Origin of the sequence: Labrys neptuniae (assembly GCF_040797145.1) — a bacterium.
GTDB classification, from domain to species: domain Bacteria; phylum Pseudomonadota; class Alphaproteobacteria; order Rhizobiales; family Labraceae; genus Labrys; species Labrys neptuniae.
Genome location: NZ_JBFNQD010000001.1, coordinates 233569 through 254315, shown reverse-complemented (window position 1 = coordinate 254315; position 20747 = coordinate 233569). Strand labels below are relative to the sequence as shown.

The window sequence follows — 20747 nt, the reverse complement described above, 5'->3', positions numbered from 1 at the left end:
CATTCTACAAGACCATCCAAGGAGGATCATGATGTCGGCTGGGCAACAACCAGGGTTTTCAACGCTTGCCGTTCACGCGGGGGCACAGCCCGACCCAACCACCGGCGCGCGCGCCACCCCGATCTACCAGACGACGTCCTTCGTCTTCGACGATGTCGACCATGCCGCTTCGCTGTTCGGGCTGCAGGCCTTCGGTAATATCTATTCGCGCATCACCAACCCCACCAATGCGGTGCTGGAAGAACGCGTCGCCGCGCTGGAAGGCGGTACCGCCGCCCTGGCCGTGGCCTCCGGGCACGCCGCGCAGATGCTGGTGTTCCACACCCTGTTGCAGCCGGGTGACGAATTCATCGCCTCCAACAAGCTCTATGGCGGCTCGATCAACCAGTTCAACCATTCCTTCCGCTCGTTCGATTGGAACGTGCGCTGGGCCGATGCTAATGATCCCTCCAGTTTTGCCGCGACGGTGACGCCGAAGACCAAGGCGATCTTCATCGAATCCATCGCCAATCCCGGCGGCATCATCACCGACATCGCCGCCATTGCCGCCATCGCCAAGAAGGCCGGCGTGCCGCTGATCGTCGACAACACCCTCGCCTCGCCCTATCTCACCCGCCCGATCGACTTCGGCGCCGACATCGTGGTGCATTCGGCCACCAAGTTCCTGGGCGGGCATGGCAACTCGATCGGCGGCGTCATCGTCGACGGCGGCAAGTTCGACTGGCTCTCCTCGGGCCGCTATCCCTTCCTGTCGGCGCCACGCCCGGAATATAACGGCATCGTCATCGGCGAGACCTTCGGCAATTTCGCCTTCGCCATCGCCGCGCGCGTGCTCGGCCTGCGCGACCTCGGCCCGGCGCTGTCGCCCTTCAATGCCTTCCTGATCCTGACGGGCATCGAGACGCTGCCGCTGCGCATGCAGAAGCATTCGGACAATGCCCTGGCGGTCGCCCAGTATCTGGCCGAGCATCCCGGCGTGGCCTGGGTGTCCTATCCCGGCCTCGATGCCGACCGATACAACGCCCTCGCCCGCAAATACTGCCCCAAGGGCGCCGGCGCGGTGTTCACCTTCGGCCTGAAGGGCGGCAACGAGGCCGGCATCCAGCTGGTATCGAACGTCAAATTATTCTCGCATCTCGCCAATGTCGGCGACACCCGCTCGCTGATCATTCACCCGGCCTCGACCACCCATCGGCAATTGTCGGATGAACAGAAGAAGGCAGCGGGCGCGGGTCCCGACGTGGTGCGCATCTCGGTCGGCATCGAGGATGTCAAGGACATCATTGCCGACCTCGATCAGGCCCTCGCCGGGAGCTGAGGCGCCGGCCCTGCAACCAGCCGCTGCGCGTGTACCGTCGCAGCGGTGAGCAGCAGGACGCCGCCGAGCTGGTGCAGGATTCCCGCCCAGAGCGGCACGACCAGCACGAGCGTGATGATGCCGATCGCCGCCTGGCCCAGCGCGACGGCCGCCACCAGCAAGGCCAGGCCGCGCGCCGGGCCATTGCCTCCACGCATGGCCAGCCAGGCCTGCAGCAGGGCCAGCGCCACGATGAGATAGGCCACCATGCGGTGCTGGAACTGCACGGTCAGCGCGTTCTCGAAATGGTTCACCCAGGTCGGCGCCATGATGTAGAGATTGTTCAGCGCCGGGATGAAATGACCATCCATCAGCGGCCAGGTATTGTAGGCCATGCCGGCCCTCAGGCCGGCCACTAGGCCGCCCATGAAGATCTGCACCAGGATGAGTGGTACCAGGAGATAGGCGATCGCCCGCGCTGTTGCCGGCACAGAGCCATTGGCGCGCTCATCCTTGAGCGAGGACGCGACCCAGACGATGGCGGTGAGGATGAGACAGGCCAGGGTCAGGTGCATGGCCAGGCGATATTCGGAGACCTCGGTCCGATCGGCCAGGCCCGATTTCACCATCCACCAGCCCAGCAATCCCTGGCTGCCGCCGAGCGCCAGCAGGCCGACCAGCTTCACCGTAAGCCTGGGCGTCAGCCAGCCGCGCAGCCAGAAGATCAGGAAAGGCACGGCGAAGACGATGCCGATCAGGCGCCCGAGCAGGCGGTGGCTCCACTCCCACCAATAGATGAACTTGAACTCCTCGAGCGACATGCCGAGGTTCAGCTTCACATATTGCGGAATCTGCTTGTATTTCTCGAACTCGGCCGCCCATTCGGCAGCGGAGAGCGGCGGAATGGTGCCCTTGATCGGCTGCCATTCGGTGATCGACAACCCGGACTCGGTCAGGCGCGTGGCGCCGCCCACCACCACCATGGCAATCACCAGCACCGCTACGACGACGAGCCAGGCGCGGACAGCGGCAAGATGGCCGCGGCTCATGCCGATAAGAGTGGGATTGTCTGCAATGGCGGCCACACGCATGCCTTTCCTGATCGACTGGCTTGGACAGCGCTTTGCGCTCTGACGGGATCGCCGAGACGGGCAACGACGCTCAAGCCAATCCATTGGATTGACTTGGAAACAGAGAGTTGGAGCAAATAAGCGTTCACACTTGAACGCGCTTTGCTCTAGAAGGCGCACAGATATAGAAATCGCTGGCCAGGAGCAACGCGCGCTCGCGTCGCACTCCAGCGGCATGTCGGCCTGCGCCTTTCCGGCTGGCGGAGACGACGCTGAACCATGGAGTTCGAGATCATGGCCCAGGACTACAAGGCACCGTCCCTCCGCAAACTGGTCGGTTCGCTGGCGATGCTGGTGTTGGTCGTGGTCTATGCCCTCCTCGCCATGGCGCTGGCGGAAGGCCGCATCACCGATGCCCCCGCCTGGCTGCAACCCATCCTCTATGCCATTCTAGGCCTTGCCTGGGTCTTTCCGGCCATGCTCATCATCAAATGGATGGAAAAGCCCGGGAATAAGCCGAAGGGATAAGGACTGCCCCTCACCCCAACCAGGCCCCTATCGCCTGCGCCAGGACGTCGACGACAGGGTCGAGCGAGCGAAGATGCGGCGAGCGCTGCATCTGAACGTCGAGAACCAGGCCGAGATCATCGGCCTCTTGGATCGCGGCAATGCCCGGAATGGCGGCTCGTTCCAGGACACGGCGGGGCAACAGGCTGAGGCCGAGCCCCTCCCGCACCAGGGCCAGTTGCAGGCCCGAATCCTGAACTTCGGCGGCGACATGCAAGGCCTGTCCCCGCCGCACCATGGCCGAAGCCAGGAGCCGGCGGGCCTCGCATGGCTCGGGACTGAGAATCCAGCCGGCCTCGGCGATCGAGCCACTCGCCTTCCCGGCAGCGTCGGCACTGGCGGTGATGATCGACAGATGCTCCTGTCCCAGGATGCTGAGCCGGTCGGCGACGACCTCGGCCGAAAGCAGCACGGCGGCATCGAGATGACCACGGCCAAGCTGCTCGGACAGCGGTTGGCTCCAGCCCGTGGTCAAGCGCAGCATCACGTTCGGAAATCGCTGCCGCAGGTCACGAATGATCGGCACCAGGGCACTGCCGGCAATGCCATGGGCGACACCCACCCTGAGCATGCCTTCGGGGTCACGCTGGCTTGCCATCTGCGTAAACTCGTCATAGGCGGCCAGCACCTTTCGGCAACGTGCGAGTGCCTCGACACCCAAGGGCGCCAAGGCCGATGGCTTCTGGCGACGGTCGAGCAGTTCGAAGCCGAGAAGCTGTTCGAGCCGCTGGATCTGGCGGGTGACCGCCGGCTGCGTCAGAGGCAGACGCTCGGCGACCTTCTGGATCGAACCTTCTTCGGCGAACAGAACGAAAGTGCGCATCTCGCTCAGCATCATACATTCTTTGCATATTAATTCTGATTATTATGAATTTGAACATTATGCGCTGCGCTCGCATCCTTGCCAAGCCAAACGGACAAGGAGACGAGAATGAAGGCCATCATCATCGACGGCGAGCCTGGCATCGACAATCTGCGGCTGGTCGAACGGCCGATGCCGACGCCGCGACGCCAGGAAGTGATCGTGCGCATCAGGGCCACGGCCCTCAACTACCGCGATCTTGAGATCATCCGCGGCAGCTATCACACCCGCTTCCCCTTGCCGCTGATCCCGGTTTCGGACGGCGTCGGTGAAGTGGTCGCGATAGGCGAAGGCGTCAGCCGCGTGACGGTCGGAGACCGGGTCTGCAGCACGTTCTGGCAACGCTGGGTCGGCGGCAGTTTCGACATGGCCGAGCCAAGCCATCAGCGCGGCGGCCCGCTTGACGGGCTGCTGGCCGAATATGCCGTCCTCGACGAACAGGCTGTCGTACCCGCGCCCGCCCACCTCACCGACCTCGAAGCAGCCACCCTGCCCTGCGCCGGCGTGACGGCGTGGCACAGCCTGGTCACGCAAGGACACCTCAAGGCCGGCGACACCATCCTCGTGCTCGGCACGGGCGGCGTTTCGATCTTCGCCCTGCAATTTGCCGTCAATGCCGGCGCTCGTGTCATCGTCACCTCAAGCAGCGACGAGAAGATCGAGCGCGCCAGGGCCCTGGGGGCCGCGGCCGGCGTGAACTATCGCAAGCATCCGCAATGGGCGGACGCCGTGATCGAGCTGACCTGCGGGCGAGGCGTCGATCATGTCCTGGAAGTGGGCGGTCCCGACAGTTTCGCACAGTCCCTGCGTGCCGTACGCCGCGGCGGTCAAATCAGCGTGATCGGCTATCTCGGCGGTACTGAGGGAACCATCAATCCGCTCGACATCTTCCGGCGCCAGGTGACGGTGCGGGGCATTCCAGTCGGCTCACGCGCCTCCTTCGAGGCAATGGTACGGGCCATCGACGGCGGCAGGATTCGACCGGTGATCGATCGCTGCTATCCCTGGACGGATATCGGCGAAGCCCTGCGCCATCTCGCAGGCGGCAGGCATTTCGGCAAGATCGTGCTGCAGCATTGATGTGCCGCGGGCAGCAGGCTCAGCCTCGGCTTTCCGCAGCAGCCAGCAGGGCCGCATGCAGCCCCCTGAGGTCGCGGCGGCCATCGTGACGGGTGCCATTGATGAACAGGGTCGGCGTCGCATTCACGCCGCTGGCGATGCCGCTCTCGAAATCGAGCTCGATCCTGGCGGCATAGCGCCCGCCCAGGGCCGCCTCGACGGCGTCCTGACCGAGACCGAGCCGGCGCCCGTAACTGCGCAGCGCCCTGTCATCGAGCGCATGCTGGTTGTCGTAGAGGATGCGATGCGCTTCCCAAAACCGTCCGACTTCACTGGCGGCTTCCGCGAGGCCGGCGGCATGCAGGGCGAAAGGATGCGGCTCGACCAGGGGAAAATGCCGGAAGACATAGCGCAGCCTGTCACCCATCAGACGCTGAACGCCGTCGATCACGCCGACGGTCTCGCCGCAATAGGGGCATTCGAAATCGCCATATTCGACCAGGGTGACCGGCGCATCGGCCAGCCCCTTCACATGGTCCTGCGCACCGACGTCGCGTGAGAGCACGGCCATTATTGCTTCAGGTCCGGCACGATGTCGAAGATCTGGTGTGGCATCCAATGTTTCGACACGACGAGATAGACGCAGGTGAAGATCGCCGCGGCAATCACCGTGGTGATGCCCGCCTTCTTCAGAAGCATCGGCCTTTGCGGCGCGCCGGCCTCGGTGCCCGGCACCACCTCGCCGCCCTCGAACTGGCTCTTCACGCCCAGCGGCAGCACGGCGAACAGCGTCATCCACCAGATGACGAAGAACAGGGCGATCGAAAGCACGATGGACATGGCGACGGTCCGATATCGAGGATACGAGAACACTCACAAAGGCTGCGACGCGCTCTTCCTGGAACGTTTTGCTTTAGACGCCTGCTTCGGCGCACGCAAGGAAACCGTGAGGCCGAGCCGAGCCCATTTCAACGCTTCATCGGGATCGTCCAGCGCCCGGTCAGGCAGGCTCCAATACGGCAGTTGCACCTCACGGTTCTTGCCCCGGTAGCGGAAGGGGCGCGAACCTGCCTGCTCGAACAGAGGCTGGCTCTCGGCATCCGCCTTGATCCAGATCTCATCGAAAGCACCGAGTGCGAAGACCACGCCATCGGAATAAAGGCCAACCCCGCCGAACAAGCGGCGGATGGATAGACGGGGCATGCCGGCGAAGAGGTCGCGCAGATGCTCGTGATCCATCCGGCGGCAGCCTCAGGCCGTCGCTTCCAGGGCGCCACTCGCAGCCGGCGTAATCGCTACCGACTCGCCACAGCCGCAGGCCGAGGTCTGATTGGGATTGTTGAACACGAACTGGGCCGAAAGCTTGTCGGTCTTGTAGTCCATCTCGGTGCCGAGCAGGAACAGCACGGCCTTGGGATCGATCAGGACCTTGACGCCCTTGTCCTCGACCACCTCGTCGAGCGGGTTTGCCGTTTCGGCATATTCCATCGTGTAGGACATGCCGGCGCAGCCGCCATTCTTGACGCCGACGCGTACGCCTTCATAGGGCCGCTCGGCATTGGCCATGATGGCCTTGATCTTGTCGGCCGCGGCATCGGTCAGCGAAACGACCTTGAACTTCGGACGGATCTTGCTCACTGGAACACTCCAACAACACCGGGTTCAAGGCCCGGCGCTCGGTTTACCCCACGAATATAAGCGCGACTCGGCGCGAATGCGAGAGGGAGAGGATTGGATCCCTCACCACATATCCAGCGCGACGCGCGCCTCGTCGGACATGCGCGACTGATCCCACGGCGGATCGAAAACCATCTTCACCTGCACCTCGGAGACACCGGGCACGCTTGCAACGGCATTCTCCACCCAGCCGGGCATCTCGCCCGCCACCGGGCAGCCCGGCGCCGTGAGCGTCATGTCGATGCTCACCTTGCGATCGTCGGCGATCTCGACACGGTAGATCAGGCCGAGCTCGTAGATGTCGGCCGGGATTTCCGGATCGTAGACGGTCTTGAGGGCGGCCACGATCGCGTCGGTCAGCCGATCGATCTCTTCCGGCGGCAAGGCCGTCGCCCCTGCGACAGCCGGTTCATTGGGCCGGGTCTCGGCCAGATTTCCGTCGGCCATCACTGCCTCCGTCATGCGAAAAAGCTCTGCGCCTTGATCAGCGCCTCGACCAGTGCATCTACCTCGTCGAGCGTATTGTAAAGCCCGAAGGATGCGCGGCAGGTCGAAGTTACGCCATATCGCGCCAAAAGCGGTTGAGCGCAATGTGTTCCTGCCCGCACCGCGATACCGTAGCGATCCAGCACGGTCGCTACGTCATGGGCATGGGCATTCTTCAGCTCGAAGGAGACGATACCACCCTTGCCCGGCGCCTCACCAAAAATCCGGATCGAATTGAGCTTGGAGAGGCGCTCCTGGGCATAATGCAGGAGCTTCTCCTCGTGAGCCCGGATATTGTCGCGGCCGAGCGCCATCATGTAGTCCACTGCCGCACCCAGCCCGATCGCCTGCACGATCGGCGGCGTGCCGGCTTCGAAGCGATGGGGCGGCGTGGCATAGGTGATGTTGTCCTCGGTCACCTCGCCGATCATCTCGCCTCCGCCATTGAAGGGCGGCATGCGCTCCAGCCACTCCTTCTTGCCGTAGAGCACGCCGATGCCGGTGGGCCCATAGACCTTGTGGCCGGTGAAGGCGTAGAAATCGACGTCGAGATCCTGGACGTCGACATCGAGATGCACAGCGCCCTGGCTGCCGTCGGCCAATACCGGAATGCCGCGGGCATGGGCCAGGGCGACGATTTCCTTGAGTGGCGTCACCGTGCCCAGCACGTTCGACATATGGGTGATCGCGACCATCTTGGTGCGCGGCCCCAGGAGCTTTTCGAAAGCCTCGATATCGAAGGAGCCGTCTTCGCGGATCGGCGCCCATTTCAGCACGGCACCGGCGCGTTCACGATGGAAGTGCCAGGGTACGATGTTGGAATGGTGCTCCATAATCGAGAGCACGATCTCGTCGCCCTCGCCGATCTCGAGCAGCCGCCCCATGGAGGCGGCGACGAGGTTGAGGGATTCAGTTGCCGACCGCGAAAAGATGATCTGCTCGATCGAGGGGGCGTTGAGGAATTTGCGCACGCTCTCGCGGCCGGCCTCATACGCTTCCGTCGCCGCATTCGCAAGATAATGCAAGCCCCTGTGAACATTCGCATATTCATGCGTGTAGGCATGCATCATGCGATCGAGCACCGCCTGGGGCTTCTGGGCCGATGCGCCATTGTCGAGATAGACCAGCGGCTTGCCGTGGACCTGCAGGGACAGGGCCGGAAAGTCGGCACGGACCTTAGCCAGATCATAAGGAAGTGCGGCGACGGGCTTGTTCACGTTCCTGTTCCTTCACTCGGAGTGGCGGTCCCGCCACCCCATCAATCGCAACCCTGGAATGGCGGCCCGTGGCCGCCACTCCTTCAGACCCGCTTGTCGAGCCAGGCCTCAGTGAGGGCGTTGAGGCGCTCACGCAGTTCCTCGTTCTCTACCGTCTCGATGGCCTCGCCGACGAAAGCCTGCACCAGGATCGCCTCGGCCTCCTTCTGCGGGATGCCGCGGGCCTTGCAGTAGAACAACAAATCCTCGTCCAGGGCGCCGCAGGTCGCGCCATGGGCGCAGACGACGTCATCGGCGAAGATCTCGAGTTCCGGCTTGGCATTGGCCTCGGCCGTCTCCGACAGCAGCAGCGAACGGCTCATCATGCGCCCGTCCGTTTTCTGTGCACCGGGACGAACCACGATCTTGCCCTGGAACACCGAGCGGGCCTCGTCGTCGATGACCGCGTGGAAAAGCTCGCGGCTCTCACCGCCCAGTGCCGTATGATCCACCACCAAAGTGGTGTCGGCATGGCGCTTGCCGGCCAGCAGCGTCGCGCCCGACAACACGATCTTGGCATCGTCACCCTTATAGGTGACGAAGAGCTGGTTGCGCGCCACGGCTGCGCCAGCCTCCAGGGCGAAGCTCTGCAACAGAGCTTCCTTGCCGAGCGAGGCCAGCACGGTGGAGATGTGCTGGGCCTCCAGGCCCTGGACCTGGAAGCTGATGCGCTGCAGTTCGGCACCGTCGCCGACCTTGACGGCGAGCGCCGCATTGGTCTGATGGGCAACGCCCTCCGGCCCCTCATAGCTGTCGATCAGCGTCAGCTTGGCGCCGGCGCCCAGGACAACGAGCGACCGCGTGAAGGTTGCCTGCGCCACCGTACCGGTGTGGCGGGTCTCGATGGCAACCGGCAGGCCGATTTCGACGCCCGCATCGACGCTCACAACCACGCCGTCGCTCATGAAGGCGGTGTTGAGATCGAGCACGGAATTGTCAGGCGCTCCGGCGCTGAGATCGGCGATGAGCGCATCGTCCGTCGAGGCGAGCGCCTCGGCGAGCGACGTCACCTTCAACCCCGCCGGCAGTGTGGCAAGGTTCGACAGCGCCGGAGAATAGGCGCCGTCGACGATCACCAGGCGGATATGCTCGAGCCCGGCGAGAAACTCCTCCGCCTTGCCCGCCGCACCGGGTGTTCCCCGCGGGCTGGTAGCAACGGGATTGGCATCGCGCATCAGGTTGCGCAGGTCGGTATATTTCCACTCCTCGACCCGGCGATGCGGCAGGCCGCTTGCGCGGAAGCGGGCAATCGCCCCGTCGCGCAGGCCGCGCACGGCCGCGACACCGGGCAGTGCCTCGCGCAGGCCGCCGAACGCCTCATCCAGCGCCGTCTCGGCCGAAGTCTTTACAGCAACGATATTGGCCATGGTTACGCAGCTTCCTCGTAGTCGCGATAGCCGTTGGCTTCGAGCTCGAGCGCCAGTTCCTTGCCACCCGACTTCACGATGCGACCCTTGGAGAGGACATGCACGCTATCGGGGACGATATGGTTGAGCAGGCGCTGATAATGGGTGATGACGATGAAGGAGCGCTTGGGCGAGCGCAGCGCGTTCACGCCGTCCGCCACGATGCGCAGCGCGTCGATATCGAGGCCGGAATCGGTCTCGTCGAGCACGGCGAGGCTCGGCTGCAGCAGAGCCATCTGCAGGATTTCCATACGCTTCTTCTCACCGCCGGAGAAGCCGACATTGAAGGCGCGGCGCAGCATTTCCTTCGAGATCTTAAGCTCATCGGCAGCACTGTTGACACGCTTGATGAAGTCCGGCGTGGAGAGCTCGGCCTCGCCACGCGCTTTGCGCTGGGCATTCAAGGCCGCCTTCAGGAAGGTCATGGTGGCGACGCCGGGGATTTCCAACGGATACTGGAAGGCCAGGAAGACACCGCGCGCCGCGCGCTCATCGACCGGAATCTCCAGGATGTTCTCGCCGTCGAGCAGGATCTCGCCCTGCGTGACCTCATAATCCTCCTTGCCGGCCAGGATATAGGAAAGGGTCGACTTGCCGGAGCCGTTCGGGCCCATGATCGCCGCGACTTCGCCGTCCTTCACCGTGAGGCTCAGCCCCTGGATGATCGGCTTGCCGTCGATTTCGGCATGGAGGTTCTTGATTTCGAGCATCGTAGAGTTCCTAGAAATAGTGACGCCGAAGCGTGAAAGAGGTGACGCGCCGCCTTAGCCGACGCTGCCTTCGAGGCTGATGGAGATGAGCTTCTGCGCCTCGACCGCGAATTCCATCGGCAAATGCTGCAGCACGTCCTTGACGAAGCCGTTGACGATCAGCGCCGTCGCCTCCTCGGCCGACAGGCCGCGCTGGAGGCAATAGAACAGCTGGTCGTCCGAGATCTTCGAGGTGGTGGCCTCATGCTCGAACACCGCCGTCGAATTCTTCGATTCGATATAGGGCACGGTGTGCGCCCCGCAGTGCTCGCCGATCAGCAGCGAGTCGCAATTGGTGAAGTTGCGGGCACCGGTGGCCTTGCGATGGGCAGAGACCAGGCCGCGATAGGTGTTGTTGGAATGGCCGGCCGAGATGCCCTTGGATATGATCCGGCTCTTGGTATTCTTGCCGAGATGGATCATCTTGGTGCCGCTGTCGACCTGCTGGCGGCCATTCGACACGGCGATCGAATAGAACTCGCCCTGGGAGCCCTCGCCGCGCAGGATGCAGGACGGGTACTTCCAGGTGATGGCCGAACCGGTCTCGACCTGCGTCCAGGAAATCTTCGAGCGCGCGCCGCGGCAATCGCCGCGCTTGGTGACGAAATTGTAGATACCGCCCTTGCCCTCGGAATCGCCCGGATACCAGTTTTGCACGGTGGAATATTTGATCTCGGCGTCTTCCAGCGCGATCAACTCGACCACGGCGGCGTGGAGTTGGTTCTCGTCGCGGCGCGGTGCCGTGCAGCCTTCGAGATAGGAGACATAGGCGCCCTTGTCGGCGATGATCAAAGTGCGCTCGAACTGCCCGGTCTTTTCCTCGTTGATGCGGAAATAGGTCGACAGCTCCATCGGGCAGCGCACGCCCGGCGGCACATAGACGAAGGACCCGTCCGAGAACACGGCCGAGTTCAGTGTCGCATAGAAATTGTCGGTGGTCGGCACCACGGTGCCGAGATACTTCTTCACCAGGTCCGGATGCTCGCGCAGCGCCTCGGAGATGGAGCAGAAGATCACGCCAGCCTTCTTCAATTCCTCCTTGAAGGTGGTGACGACGGAGACCGAGTCGAACACCGCATCGACGGCGATGCGGTTGGCCGGCGCCACGCCTTCGAGGATTTCGACCTCGCGCAGAGGAATGCCGAGCTTCTCATAGGTTTTGAGAATGGCCGGATCGATCTCGTCGAGCGATTTCGGCGCGGCATTCTGCTTGGGCGCCGCATAATAATAGAGATCCTGGAAATCGATCGGCGGATATTCCACGCGAGCCCAGGTCGGCTCCTGCATGGTGATCCAGCGCCTGTAGGCATCGAGGCGCCATTCGGTCATCCAGTCAGGCTCGCCTTTCTTGGCCGAGATGTAGCGCACGATCTCTTCGGACAGGCCTTTGGGTGCAAGCTCCATCTCGATGTCCGTGACGAAGCCATATTTATATTGGTCGACGTCGATCGCCCGGACCTGTTCGACGGTTTCCTGGACTGCAGGCATGTTGGTCTCCTGGTGCCACCCGAAAGCAGCAAATTTTACAGATCGGACAGGGATTTATGCTGCCCGATGCCTTCTGTCATGTAAGTTCTTGCGCAGCCTTTTCCAGGCCGCGACGAAAAACTCGATCTCTTGGACTGTGGTTTCCCGTCCCAGCGATACGCGCAAGGCGCTACCGGCCAGCGCCGGCGCCACGCCCATCGCTGTCAGCACATGGCTGACCTTCACCTTGCCCGACGAGCAGGCAGATCCCGAGGAGACGGAAATACCCTCAAGATCCAGCGCAATCAATGTCGTTTCCGCCGCCATCCCCGGTTCGGCGAAATTCAGCGTGTTGGGCAAGCGCCGGACGCCCTCGCCGAACAGCACAATGTCCGGCGACGCGTCCCGCAACGCCGCCTCCAGAGTCGAACGCAAGGCAAGGCTCTCCTGCCCGTAAGCCGCGAGCTCCCGCGCGGCGGCGCGTGCTGCCGCGCCAAAGCCGGCCAGAGCCGGTACGTTCTCGGTACCGGCCCGCAATCCCTTCTCCTGGCCGCCGCCGCGGATGAGAGCATTGGGCTGATGCAGGCTATCGCTGGCCAACACCAGCGCGCCGGCGCCAAGCGGTCCGCCAAGCTTGTGGCTCGAAATCGTTAGAAGATCGGCCCCGATTTCGTTGATCAAACAGGAGATTTTTCCTGCCGCCTGCGCGGCGTCGCAATGAAACAGGCTGCCGGCCTCACGCACACGAGCGGCAATCTCGGCCACCGGCTGCACCACTCCGGTCTCGTTGTTGGCCAGCATCACCGACACGAGGCCCGTCTCTCCGCGTTCGTGCCAAGCGCTCAGCCGACCCTCGAGTGCGTTGAGGTCGAGCACTCCATTCCCATCCACCGGCAACAGGTCGAGTTCCGTGCCCTGCGGACGCACGCCATTCAATACGCTGGCATGCTCCACGCTGGACACAGCCATGCGCCGGAGGGGCGGCTTGCCGGGGCGTTGCCAGTCAAGATTGAGGGCGAGATTGTTGGCTTCCGTAGCGGAGGCGCAGAAAACCACGTTCTTGGCGAGCGCACCGACGAGATCGGCGACATCATGGCGCGCCGCCTCCACCAGCTTGCGCACCACACGGCCATCCGCATGCACCGAAGATGGCGCACCACACAGATCCAGCGCGGACAGCATGGCGGCGCGAGCCTCCTGCCGCAACGGCGTGGTTGCATTGTGGTCCAGATAGGTGCGCGACCTGGTCAAACCTCAAAAATCCATTGTTCTGCCGCTCTACCGATGCGGAAAAGCTTGCAAAACGCCCTGCTCTTCGTGTTAAGAAGCGCTACCCGAACGCGGGCTGGGTGCAATGCGTCCTCATCGGCGCATGGATCAGAGCGCATCGCATCCGAGCGGTGAGCTACTTTAGAATGGTTCTAAGCCATTAGAATTATTCTAAAGTCATACTCCTGCCTCCCTCAGCCGTCAAGGCCAGTCATCGGAGCCGGAGCGCGCGTCCCAAGCGGGAATTCGCGGTCCGCCCTAAGGAGGGCCCGGATATCCTGCAAGGTTTCGAAGTTCTCGCGGAACTCGGCTGATCGGGAACCGTTCGGATCAAGCGAGCACTGCTCTGGCACACGAAAAAGGCAACTCAATATATGCCCGAAGTTACGTTCACCGGCCCGGCAGGCCGCATCGAAGGCCGCTTCCAGCCGTCCAAGCAGCGTGGGGCCCCCATTGCGATCGTCCTGCATCCGCATCCGCAATTCGGCGGGACGATGAACAACAAGATCGTCTATGATCTGTTCTATGCCTTCGTGCAGCGCGGTTTTTCGGCCTTGCGCTTCAATTTCCGCGGCGTCGGCCGCAGCCAAGGCTCCTTCGACCACGGCGCCGGTGAGCTCTCCGATGCCGCCTCGGCGCTCGACTGGGTCCAGGCGGTGACGCCCGACGCCAAGTCCTGCTGGATCGCCGGCGTCTCGTTCGGGGCCTGGATCGGCATGCAGCTCCTGATGCGCCGCCCGGAGATCGAGGGTTTCATCTCGGTTGCCCCGCCCGCCAATCGCTTCGACTTCTCCTTCCTCGCCCCCTGCCCGTCCTCCGGCCTGATCGTCCATGGCGATGCCGATCGCGTCGCACCGCTCAAGGACGTCGAGACGCTGGTGTCGAAGTTGAAGACGCAGAAGGGTATCGTCATCGAGCAATCGGTCATTGCCGGTGCCAACCACTTCTTCGACAACAAGACGGACGAACTGATCGCGTCCTGTTCGTCCTATCTCGATAAGCGCCTCGGGCTGAACGACATCGACGCGGCCTGAGCGCTGTCGAGATCTTGATTTGAGGCAACAAGCCAGCCCGCCTTCCATGGCGGGCTTTTTGTTGCACGGTTTTTGCTGGAGCACGACATGTCGTTAACCATCCGCCGGGCGAAACCGGCAGACACCAAGACCGTCCTGGCCTTGATCCGCGGCCTGGCGCTGTATGAGAAGCTCGAACACGAGGCGGTCGCCACCGAAACCGACCTCAATGCCAGCCTGTTCGCCGCCAATCCCCGCGTCTTCTGCGAGATCGCCGAGTGGCAGGGCGAGACAGCCGGCTTCGCCCTGTGGTTCTACAGCTACTCGACCTTCCTCGGCCGCCACGGCATCTATCTCGAGGATTTGTTCGTCCGGGATGCCTATCGCGGCCACGGCATCGGCCAGGCCCTGCTCGGCCATCTCGCCAAGCGCTGCGTCACGGAAAAGCTGGGACGCCTCGAATGGTCGGTGCTCGATTGGAACGAACCTGCCATCGGCTTCTATGAAAGACAGGGGGCCGTGCTGCGCAAGGAGTGGATCGGCTGCCGGCTGGCGGGCGAGGCGCTGGAGAGACTGGCACTGTCAGCAAACGCATCCGGCGCTCCTTGAGAGTGGCGGATGCGCGGGCCCTATTGGGCATGCTCGGGCGCCAGGACCATGTCGCCATATGCATTGTCATTAAAACCCCAGAATGGATAGGCGTAGCCGCCCGTCAGCCCGCTTGACTGGGTGAAGACTTTGTCTGCCGTAAGCGTGTTAGCATCAAACGCCTTGCCACGTTTCTTGGCCACGAATGGCTGAAAGTCGGCAATTTCCAGGTCACATTGGCTTATAAGACGCCAGTCTAGCTGCAGGCGGCCATTGACGGCAAAACGCTCCAGCCTGCCTAGTGGCTCCAGACATCTAACGTGAACGTCCTCTCTCAAAGCCTGATAGTCATGGACTTTACCAGTGAGTTTTATGCAGGTGCCAGGGTCGGGAATATTGAAGAAGCTGGGGCCAAAATCAGGACAAATGTCCGCAAACATAACAGCATCGCTTTTGGTCAACGGCATGTCAGCGGCGTGAGCAGTTGCAAGGGTCAGAATGCCTGCCACCGTGGAGAAAAATAGAGCCCTCACAGCCAATTTCATCCCTGATCGAAATTCGATGACCTAGTTTTCTTCCGTGATACCAACTCACCCAATACACGACTCGTCATCCCCGGCGTAGCAAGGGCAAACGGATCAGGGGCTAGCGGGTAGGCTTTGGCCCAGGATTCCTTTCCCGCCGCCTTCGGCTCCGCCGGGAATGACAGCGCTCTACCTACACACGCCGTTCAAGATTGACGAGGGCTGGTATCAGACCACGTTGGATCGACTGCCGGCTGATCGGCAAAGTGCTGGCCGAGGGCGGCTGAGGACGTTCCGGGACCGCCGGCTTCCAGCCGGCTCTTGGAAGCACTGCACCCGCCGATGAGGAAGAGCCGGCTGGAAGCCGGCGATCCCAGAAAGAACGTGCCGGTCCCACTCCATCTCTCGATGGAGTTGAGAAGACCGGCACGCCGGGCTCAATCGAAATCCGGAACCTGGCGCACGGCACCCTTGGCGGCGCTGGTGGCCATGGCGGCATAGGCGCGCAGGGCCGTGGTGACCTTGCGCTTGCGCGGCGTGGCCGGGCGCCAGGGCGCGGCTCCCTTGACGGCGCGACGGCGCTCAAGCTCGGCTTCCGGCACGGCCAGCACGATGGTGCGGTTGGGAATGTCGATCTCGATGCGATCGCCGGGCTCGACCAGGCCGATGGTGCCGCCCTCTTCCGCTTCCGGCGAGGCGTGGCCGATCGACAGGCCCGAAGTGCCGCCGGAGAAGCGGCCATCGGTGATCAGGGCGCAGGCCTTGCCCAGTCCCTTCGACTTCAGATAGCTGGTCGGATACAGCATTTCCTGCATGCCCGGCCCGCCGCGCGGTCCTTCGTAGCGGATGACGACGACGTCGCCGGCCTTGACCTTACCGTTGAGGATGCCGTCCACGGCCGCATCCTGGCTCTCGAACACCACGGCCGGGCCGGCGAATTTCAGGATGGACTCGTCGACGCCGGCCGTCTTCACGATACAGCCGTCGAGCGCCAGATTGCCCTTCAGCACGGCGAGGCCGCCATCCTTGGAATAGGCATGCTCAGCCGAGCGTATCACGCCCTTCTCGCGGTCGAGATCGACATCGTCCCAGCGCCGGTCCTGGCTGAAGGCGACCTGGGTCGGCACGCCGCCCGGCGCGGCCTTGAAGAACTCGCGCACGCTCTCGCTCTTGGTACGCACGACGTCCCACCGATCGAGGGCTTCCGCCATGCTGGCCGAATGCACGGTCGGCAGGTCGCGATTGATCAGGCCGGCGCGGTCGAGCTCGCCGAGAATGCCCATGATGCCGCCGGCGCGATGGACGTCCTCCATATGGACATGGCTGACGGCCGGGGCGACTTTGCAGAGCACCGGCACGCGGCGCGACAGCCGGTCGATGTCGTCCATGGTGAAGGGAATCTCGCCTTCATGCGCGGCGGCCAGGATATGCAGCACCGTGTTGGTCGAGCCACCCATGGCGATGTCGAGCGTCATGGCATTCTCGAAAGCCCCGAAATTGGCGATCTTGCGCGGCAGCACGCTCTCATCGTTCTGCTCGTAATAGCGACGCGCCAGATCGACGACGAGATGGCCCGCCTCGACGAAGAGGCGCTTGCGGTCGGCATGGGTGGCGAGCGTCGAGCCATTGCCCGGCAGCGACAGGCCGAGGGCCTCGGTGAGGCAGTTCATCGAGTTGGCGGTGAACATGCCCGAGCAGGAGCCGCAGGTCGGGCAGGCCGAGCGCTCGATCACCTTGACGTCTTCGTCCGAGACCTTGTCGTCGGCGGCCGCGACCATGGCGTCGACGAGATCGAGCGCCTTCTTCTGGCCGCCGAGGACGACCTTGCCGGCCTCCATCGGCCCGCCGGACACGAACACCGTGGGAATGTTGAGGCGCAGCGAGGCCATCAGCATGCCGGGGGTGATCTTGTCGCAGTTCGAAATGCAGACCATCGCATCGGCGCAATGGGCGTTGACCATATATTCGACGCTGTCAGCGATGAGTTCGCGCGAAGGCAGGCTGTAGAGCATGCCGTCATGGCCCATGGCGATGCCGTCATCCACCGCGATGGTGTTGAACTCCTTGGCGACGCCGCCGGCCTGTTCGATCTCGCGGGCCACCAGCTGTCCCAAATCCTTGAGATGGACATGGCCGGGCACGAACTGGGTGAAGGAGTTGACGACAGCGATGATCGGCTTGCCGAAATCCCCGTCCTTCATGCCGGTGGCGCGCCAGAGGCCACGGGCACCGGCCATGTTGCGGCCATGGGTGGTGGTACGGGAACGATAGGCAGGCATCGGCGTCTCTGTGCGTTCGTTAAATCAGGCGGGAAAGCGATCGTATATGAGCCGCCAAGCCGACAATGGCAAGCATGTTTCCGCCTGAGACGGCAGGCGTCTCGCCTGCATCTTCCTTTCCGGCAAATTCGATGTTTCCAAGAGCAGACGAGACGCCCGCGATCCCAGGGGCGCTAGCTTCCGCCGAAATCGTAGCTGGCGAAGGCCTCCACATTGCGGGGCTTGCGGAAGATCTCCGGATGGCCGAGGGCATGGCGGGCATCCTCGTAGCCTGAAGCCCAATGCTCCTCCATCATCAGGCGGGAGAAATCATAGTCCTTGCTGGCCCCTTCATATTTGCGGGCCCTGTAGATCAGCTGCACGATATTACAGGCCTTGCGCTCGACTGCCTTGCTGAGCAGTTCGACATCGTCCTCCAGGCCGAAATCCGCCGGCAATTCCGCCAGGATGCGCTTGAGTGCGCCACGAAGGCGCTGGCGTTCACGAGCGCGGGTGGTCGCCGCCCGCGTGCGGCTGGAATATTGGATCTCCTTCTGCCGGACCTCGACCTCGGCCATGTCCTTGGGGATGTCGCCGCGGGCATTCCACAGATCGACCTGGAAGGCGATCGTATCGAGATCCTGCTGCTCCAGGATCCATTGCAGGGGCGTGTTCGAGACCAGGCCGCCATCCCAATAGAATTGCCCGTCGATCTCGATCGGCGGGAAACCAGGCGGCAGAGCGCCACTTGCCATGATATGTTCCGGCGTGATGCGCGCCGTGCCGTTGCCATTGTCGAAATAGGCGAAATTGCCACTGGCGATATTGACCGCTCCAACCGCAAAGCGGGTCTCGCCGCTGTTGAGCCGATCGAAATCGACCAGCTGCAGCAGAGTCTGCTTGAGGGGTGCTGTATCATAGAAACTGGTGGCGCCGACGGAGCCGGCCGGCATGAAATAGGGCGGCGGAAAGCGCGGCTCGAAAAATTTCGGCGCCCCTTTCAATAGAACCTGGCCGGCCAGCAGTTGGTTCACCAGCTTGTGCTGGCGATCGCCTTCCCGGGCGAACAGGCGAACCCATTCGAGAGCCGGCTCGAAGGGCGGGTCGCTCACCATCTCCCAGAAACGCCGGAGCTTGGCGACGCGTTCGCCGGGGGCGTTGCCGGCGATCAGGGCAGCGTTGATGGCACCGATCGATATGCCGGCGATCCAGTTGGGCTGGACGCCTCCCTCTTCAAGCGCCTGATAGGCACCGGCCTGATAGGCACCGAGCGCGCCCCCGCCCTGCAACAGCAGGGCGATGCGCTGAAAACCGTTACGCTCTTCCTCGGCATCGACGGATTTACGGCGGGTGCGGGTGCTGGCTCCATCTGCAACTGTCATGGCGCGATTCCATCCTGCAAACCCAGGCCGGCTATCAGACCACCAGCACGATCACATGACAAACAGGCTTCTTGCCCCACACCGCATTCACGGCCGAACGCACCGCGCGCTCCACGGCCAGTTCGACCGCGTCCGGATCGCGCCGCTTGGGCTTGGGCAGGCTGTCGATCACCAGCAAGGCGGCATCGGCGATGACGTCGTCCATCAGGCGACCATCACCGACACGCACTGGCAGGCCGGAGAATTTCACATCCGGCTCGTTGACGATCTCGCCCTTCTCGGACAGAGCGAGCGCAACCGAGACAGCACCGGACCAGGACAGGCGCCGACGTTGGGGGATAGTCTCCTCGGATGCGTTGATCAGCACGTCACCATCGAGGCAGATACGCCCGGTCGGCGCCTCGTCCACCACCTTGGTATCACCTTCGCGCAACGCGATGATCTGGCCGTCACCGGCCGCGACGACTTCAGGCACGCCGAGCGAACGGGCGAGTTCGGCATGTTCGGCCAAGTGCCAAGCTTCGCCATGCACGGGAATGGCGATCTTCGGCCGCGTCCAGTGATACATGTCGGTGAGTTCGCCGCGCCGCGGATGGCCGGAGACATGCACGAGCTGGTTGCGATCGGTGACGATCTCCGCGCCCTGCCGCACAAGGCCGTTGATGATGTTGCCGACGGCCTTCTCATTGCCCGGAATGGTGCGCGAGGAGAAGATCACCGTATCGCCCTTGGCCAGCGTGACCTCAGGGTGCTCGCCCCGGGCGATGCGCGCCAGCGCAGCGCGGGGCTCGCCCTGGCTGCCGGTGAGCACGGCGACCACCTTCTCCCGCGGCAGGCAGCCGTAGCTTTCCGGGTTCAGGAAATCGGGAATGCCGTCGAGCAGGCCGCATTCGCGCGCGACCTGGCAAACCCGCTCCATGGCCCGGCCGACGATCACCACGCTGCGGTCGTTCGCCATGGCGGCTTCGGCGATCGAACGAATGCGCCCGACATTGGAAGCGAAGGTGGTGACGGCCACCCTGCCCTTCCTCGCGCCGATGATCTCCGCCAGATTCTTGGCGACGTCGCGCTCGGAGGGAGAACGCCCGTCGCGGATTGCATTGGTGGAATCGCAGACCAGGGCCAGCACGCCTTCATCCCCCAATGCCTTGAGCCGTGCGGCATCGGTCGTGGGCGGGATCACCGGCGTCTCGTCGATCTTCCAGTCACCGGTGTGGACGACCATGCCCGCAGGGGTGCGGATCGCCAGCGCATTCGACTCTGGAATGGAATGGGCGACATTGATCAATTCGATGTCGAACGGCCCCAGCGTGAATCGCGCCTGGGAGGGGATGATGCGCAGATCGATCTTGGGCGCATCGGGATCGTGCAGGCGCTTGGCCTCCAGCAGGGCCGCGGTGAACTTGGTGGCATAGACCGGCACCTGCAGTTTCGGCCAAAGATGGATGAGTGCGCCGAAATGGTCCTCATGCGCATGGGTGATCACGATGCCCGTCAAATTCTTGCGCTGCGCCTCGATGAAGCGGGTATCGGGCATGACGAGGTCGACGCCCGGCAGGTTGTCGTCGGCAAACGACACGCCGCAATCGACCATCAGCCATTGACGCTTATTCGCCGGGCCATAGCCGTAAAGCGCCATGTTCATGCCGATCTCGCCAATGCCGCCGAGGGCGCAGAAGACGAGGTCGGAGGTATCGCGTGCCATGTTTGGTTCCTTACGGGCGCGTTGGCCCCATTATTCGCATCAGGCTGCAACGAAGGCAGCCAAACTCTTCATGAATCGGATGAATTAAAGCGTTTTGCGATCCGGCGGAATC

General features: G+C 63.2%; 21 protein-coding genes. 5 read left to right on the top strand and 16 right to left on the bottom strand.

Annotated features, from left to right (window positions below; translation table 11 throughout):
• Nucleotides 1-31 precede the first annotated feature (31 nt).
• The gene (locus tag ABXS05_RS01150; RefSeq protein WP_367622619.1) at nucleotides 32-1318 is read left to right on the top strand and encodes an O-acetylhomoserine aminocarboxypropyltransferase; all 1287 of its coding nucleotides are present in this window, start codon (nucleotides 32-34) and stop codon (nucleotides 1316-1318) included.
• Here the strand turns inward: ABXS05_RS01150 and ABXS05_RS01145 are convergent.
• A complete protein-coding gene (locus ABXS05_RS01145; RefSeq protein WP_367622618.1) occupies nucleotides 1297-2388 on the bottom strand; it encodes a COX15/CtaA family protein in 1092 nt (363 codons plus the stop codon). The two genes, ABXS05_RS01150 and ABXS05_RS01145, sit on opposite strands and share 22 nt — an antisense overlap.
• A gap of 258 nt (nucleotides 2389-2646) precedes the next feature.
• Between ABXS05_RS01145 and ABXS05_RS01140 the strand changes: the two genes are divergently transcribed.
• Nucleotides 2647-2895 carry a DUF2842 domain-containing protein gene (locus ABXS05_RS01140; protein WP_311938231.1) on the top strand — a complete coding sequence of 83 codons (249 nt, stop codon included), beginning with the start codon at nucleotides 2647-2649 and terminating at the stop codon, nucleotides 2893-2895.
• A 10-nt stretch (nucleotides 2896-2905) separates the two neighbouring features.
• Here ABXS05_RS01140 and ABXS05_RS01135 read toward each other — a convergent pair whose 3' ends face one another.
• Entirely contained in the window at nucleotides 2906-3757 is an 852-nt protein-coding gene (locus ABXS05_RS01135; protein WP_311938229.1) for a LysR family transcriptional regulator, read from the bottom strand.
• A gap of 108 nt (nucleotides 3758-3865) precedes the next feature.
• Here ABXS05_RS01135 and ABXS05_RS01130 point away from each other — a divergent pair, with 108 nt between their 5' ends.
• The gene (locus ABXS05_RS01130) at nucleotides 3866-4876 is read left to right on the top strand and encodes a zinc-dependent alcohol dehydrogenase family protein (protein ID WP_311938227.1); all 1011 of its coding nucleotides are present in this window, start codon (nucleotides 3866-3868) and stop codon (nucleotides 4874-4876) included.
• A 19-nt stretch (nucleotides 4877-4895) separates the two neighbouring features.
• Here ABXS05_RS01130 and ABXS05_RS01125 read toward each other — a convergent pair whose 3' ends face one another.
• The 10 genes from ABXS05_RS01125 to ABXS05_RS01080 all read right to left on the bottom strand — a co-directional run bounded on the left by ABXS05_RS01125 (nucleotide 4896) and on the right by ABXS05_RS01080 (nucleotide 13147).
• Nucleotides 4896-5426, bottom strand: a complete 531-nt coding sequence (locus tag ABXS05_RS01125) for a DsbA family protein (protein WP_311938226.1) — start codon at nucleotides 5424-5426, stop codon at nucleotides 4896-4898.
• Nucleotides 5426-5695, bottom strand: coding sequence for a DUF1467 family protein (locus ABXS05_RS01120; protein ID WP_311938224.1), 270 nt, complete (start codon nucleotides 5693-5695; stop codon nucleotides 5426-5428). The genes ABXS05_RS01125 and ABXS05_RS01120 overlap by 1 nt, the downstream gene beginning before the upstream one ends.
• 33 nt (nucleotides 5696-5728) lie before the next feature.
• A complete protein-coding gene (locus tag ABXS05_RS01115) occupies nucleotides 5729-6094 on the bottom strand; it encodes a TfoX/Sxy family protein (RefSeq protein ID WP_311938223.1) in 366 nt (121 codons plus the stop codon).
• Nucleotides 6095-6106: 12 nt separating this feature from the next.
• Nucleotides 6107-6484 (bottom strand): HesB/IscA family protein, encoded by a 378-nt coding sequence (locus tag ABXS05_RS01110; protein ID WP_068283007.1) that lies wholly within the window; start codon nucleotides 6482-6484, stop codon nucleotides 6107-6109.
• A gap of 111 nt (nucleotides 6485-6595) precedes the next feature.
• Nucleotides 6596-6979 (bottom strand): SUF system Fe-S cluster assembly protein, encoded by a 384-nt coding sequence (locus ABXS05_RS01105; RefSeq protein WP_068282576.1) that lies wholly within the window; start codon nucleotides 6977-6979, stop codon nucleotides 6596-6598.
• 11 nt (nucleotides 6980-6990) lie between these two features.
• Nucleotides 6991-8235: a cysteine desulfurase gene (locus ABXS05_RS01100; protein ID WP_367622617.1), complete on the bottom strand. Its 1245-nt coding sequence runs from the start codon at nucleotides 8233-8235 to the stop codon at nucleotides 6991-6993.
• Between the two features lie 83 nt (nucleotides 8236-8318).
• Complete coding sequence (gene sufD / locus ABXS05_RS01095) at nucleotides 8319-9641, bottom strand: Fe-S cluster assembly protein SufD (RefSeq protein ID WP_367622616.1); 1323 nt, start codon at nucleotides 9639-9641, stop codon at nucleotides 8319-8321.
• A gap of 2 nt (nucleotides 9642-9643) precedes the next feature.
• Nucleotides 9644-10390, bottom strand: a complete 747-nt coding sequence (gene sufC, locus ABXS05_RS01090; protein WP_367622615.1) for a Fe-S cluster assembly ATPase SufC — start codon at nucleotides 10388-10390, stop codon at nucleotides 9644-9646.
• A 54-nt stretch (nucleotides 10391-10444) separates the two neighbouring features.
• Nucleotides 10445-11917, bottom strand: coding sequence for a Fe-S cluster assembly protein SufB (sufB, locus tag ABXS05_RS01085; RefSeq protein ID WP_367622614.1), 1473 nt, complete (start codon nucleotides 11915-11917; stop codon nucleotides 10445-10447).
• A 54-nt stretch (nucleotides 11918-11971) separates the two neighbouring features.
• Nucleotides 11972-13147, bottom strand: a complete 1176-nt coding sequence (locus ABXS05_RS01080) for a cysteine desulfurase family protein (RefSeq protein ID WP_367622613.1) — start codon at nucleotides 13145-13147, stop codon at nucleotides 11972-11974.
• A 392-nt stretch (nucleotides 13148-13539) separates the two neighbouring features.
• Here ABXS05_RS01080 and ABXS05_RS01075 point away from each other — a divergent pair, with 392 nt between their 5' ends.
• Both ABXS05_RS01075 and ABXS05_RS01070 read left to right on the top strand, forming a co-directional pair.
• Nucleotides 13540-14199 (top strand): alpha/beta hydrolase, encoded by a 660-nt coding sequence (locus ABXS05_RS01075; protein WP_105862965.1) that lies wholly within the window; start codon nucleotides 13540-13542, stop codon nucleotides 14197-14199.
• 87 nt (nucleotides 14200-14286) lie between these two features.
• Complete coding sequence (locus tag ABXS05_RS01070; protein ID WP_367622612.1) at nucleotides 14287-14787, top strand: GNAT family N-acetyltransferase; 501 nt, start codon at nucleotides 14287-14289, stop codon at nucleotides 14785-14787.
• A gap of 20 nt (nucleotides 14788-14807) precedes the next feature.
• Here ABXS05_RS01070 and ABXS05_RS01065 read toward each other — a convergent pair whose 3' ends face one another.
• The 4 genes from ABXS05_RS01065 to ABXS05_RS01050 form a co-directional block, all read right to left on the bottom strand.
• Entirely contained in the window at nucleotides 14808-15311 is a 504-nt protein-coding gene (locus tag ABXS05_RS01065; protein ID WP_367622611.1) for a hypothetical protein, read from the bottom strand.
• 416 nt (nucleotides 15312-15727) lie between these two features.
• Nucleotides 15728-17569, bottom strand: a complete 1842-nt coding sequence (gene ilvD / locus ABXS05_RS01060; RefSeq protein WP_367622610.1) for a dihydroxy-acid dehydratase — start codon at nucleotides 17567-17569, stop codon at nucleotides 15728-15730.
• A gap of 173 nt (nucleotides 17570-17742) precedes the next feature.
• Entirely contained in the window at nucleotides 17743-18930 is a 1188-nt protein-coding gene (locus tag ABXS05_RS01055; RefSeq protein ID WP_367622609.1) for a patatin-like phospholipase family protein, read from the bottom strand.
• Between the two features lie 34 nt (nucleotides 18931-18964).
• On the bottom strand, nucleotides 18965-20635 hold the full coding sequence (locus tag ABXS05_RS01050; protein ID WP_367622608.1) for a ribonuclease J: 1671 nt from the start codon (nucleotides 20633-20635) through the stop codon (nucleotides 18965-18967).
• Nucleotides 20636-20747 lie beyond the last annotated feature (112 nt).

What these genes read in the sequence shown, in the direction of transcription:
- ABXS05_RS01150 (WP_367622619.1), top strand. Translation starts at nt 32, where the DNA reads ATGTCGGCTGGGCAACAACCAGGGTTTTCAACGCTTGCCGTTCACGCG.
- ABXS05_RS01145 (WP_367622618.1), bottom strand. Translation starts at nt 2,388, where the DNA reads ATGCGTGTGGCCGCCATTGCAGACAATCCCACTCTTATCGGCATGAGC.
- ABXS05_RS01140 (WP_311938231.1), top strand. Translation starts at nt 2,647, where the DNA reads ATGGAGTTCGAGATCATGGCCCAGGACTACAAGGCACCGTCCCTCCGC.
- ABXS05_RS01135 (WP_311938229.1), bottom strand. Translation starts at nt 3,757, where the DNA reads ATGCGCACTTTCGTTCTGTTCGCCGAAGAAGGTTCGATCCAGAAGGTC.
- ABXS05_RS01130 (WP_311938227.1), top strand. Translation starts at nt 3,866, where the DNA reads ATGAAGGCCATCATCATCGACGGCGAGCCTGGCATCGACAATCTGCGG.
- ABXS05_RS01125 (WP_311938226.1), bottom strand. Translation starts at nt 5,426, where the DNA reads ATGGCCGTGCTCTCACGCGACGTCGGTGCGCAGGACCATGTGAAGGGG.
- ABXS05_RS01120 (WP_311938224.1), bottom strand. Translation starts at nt 5,695, where the DNA reads ATGTCCATCGTGCTTTCGATCGCCCTGTTCTTCGTCATCTGGTGGATG.
- ABXS05_RS01115 (WP_311938223.1), bottom strand. Translation starts at nt 6,094, where the DNA reads ATGGATCACGAGCATCTGCGCGACCTCTTCGCCGGCATGCCCCGTCTA.
- ABXS05_RS01105 (WP_068282576.1), bottom strand. Translation starts at nt 6,979, where the DNA reads ATGGCCGACGGAAATCTGGCCGAGACCCGGCCCAATGAACCGGCTGTC.
- sufD (WP_367622616.1), bottom strand. Translation starts at nt 9,641, where the DNA reads ATGGCCAATATCGTTGCTGTAAAGACTTCGGCCGAGACGGCGCTGGAT.
- sufC (WP_367622615.1), bottom strand. Translation starts at nt 10,390, where the DNA reads ATGCTCGAAATCAAGAACCTCCATGCCGAAATCGACGGCAAGCCGATC.
- sufB (WP_367622614.1), bottom strand. Translation starts at nt 11,917, where the DNA reads ATGCCTGCAGTCCAGGAAACCGTCGAACAGGTCCGGGCGATCGACGTC.
- ABXS05_RS01075 (WP_105862965.1), top strand. Translation starts at nt 13,540, where the DNA reads ATGCCCGAAGTTACGTTCACCGGCCCGGCAGGCCGCATCGAAGGCCGC.
- ABXS05_RS01070 (WP_367622612.1), top strand. Translation starts at nt 14,287, where the DNA reads ATGTCGTTAACCATCCGCCGGGCGAAACCGGCAGACACCAAGACCGTC.
- ABXS05_RS01065 (WP_367622611.1), bottom strand. Translation starts at nt 15,311, where the DNA reads ATGAAATTGGCTGTGAGGGCTCTATTTTTCTCCACGGTGGCAGGCATT.
- ilvD (WP_367622610.1), bottom strand. Translation starts at nt 17,569, where the DNA reads ATGCCTGCCTATCGTTCCCGTACCACCACCCATGGCCGCAACATGGCC.
- ABXS05_RS01055 (WP_367622609.1), bottom strand. Translation starts at nt 18,930, where the DNA reads ATGACAGTTGCAGATGGAGCCAGCACCCGCACCCGCCGTAAATCCGTC.
- ABXS05_RS01050 (WP_367622608.1), bottom strand. Translation starts at nt 20,635, where the DNA reads ATGGCACGCGATACCTCCGACCTCGTCTTCTGCGCCCTCGGCGGCATT.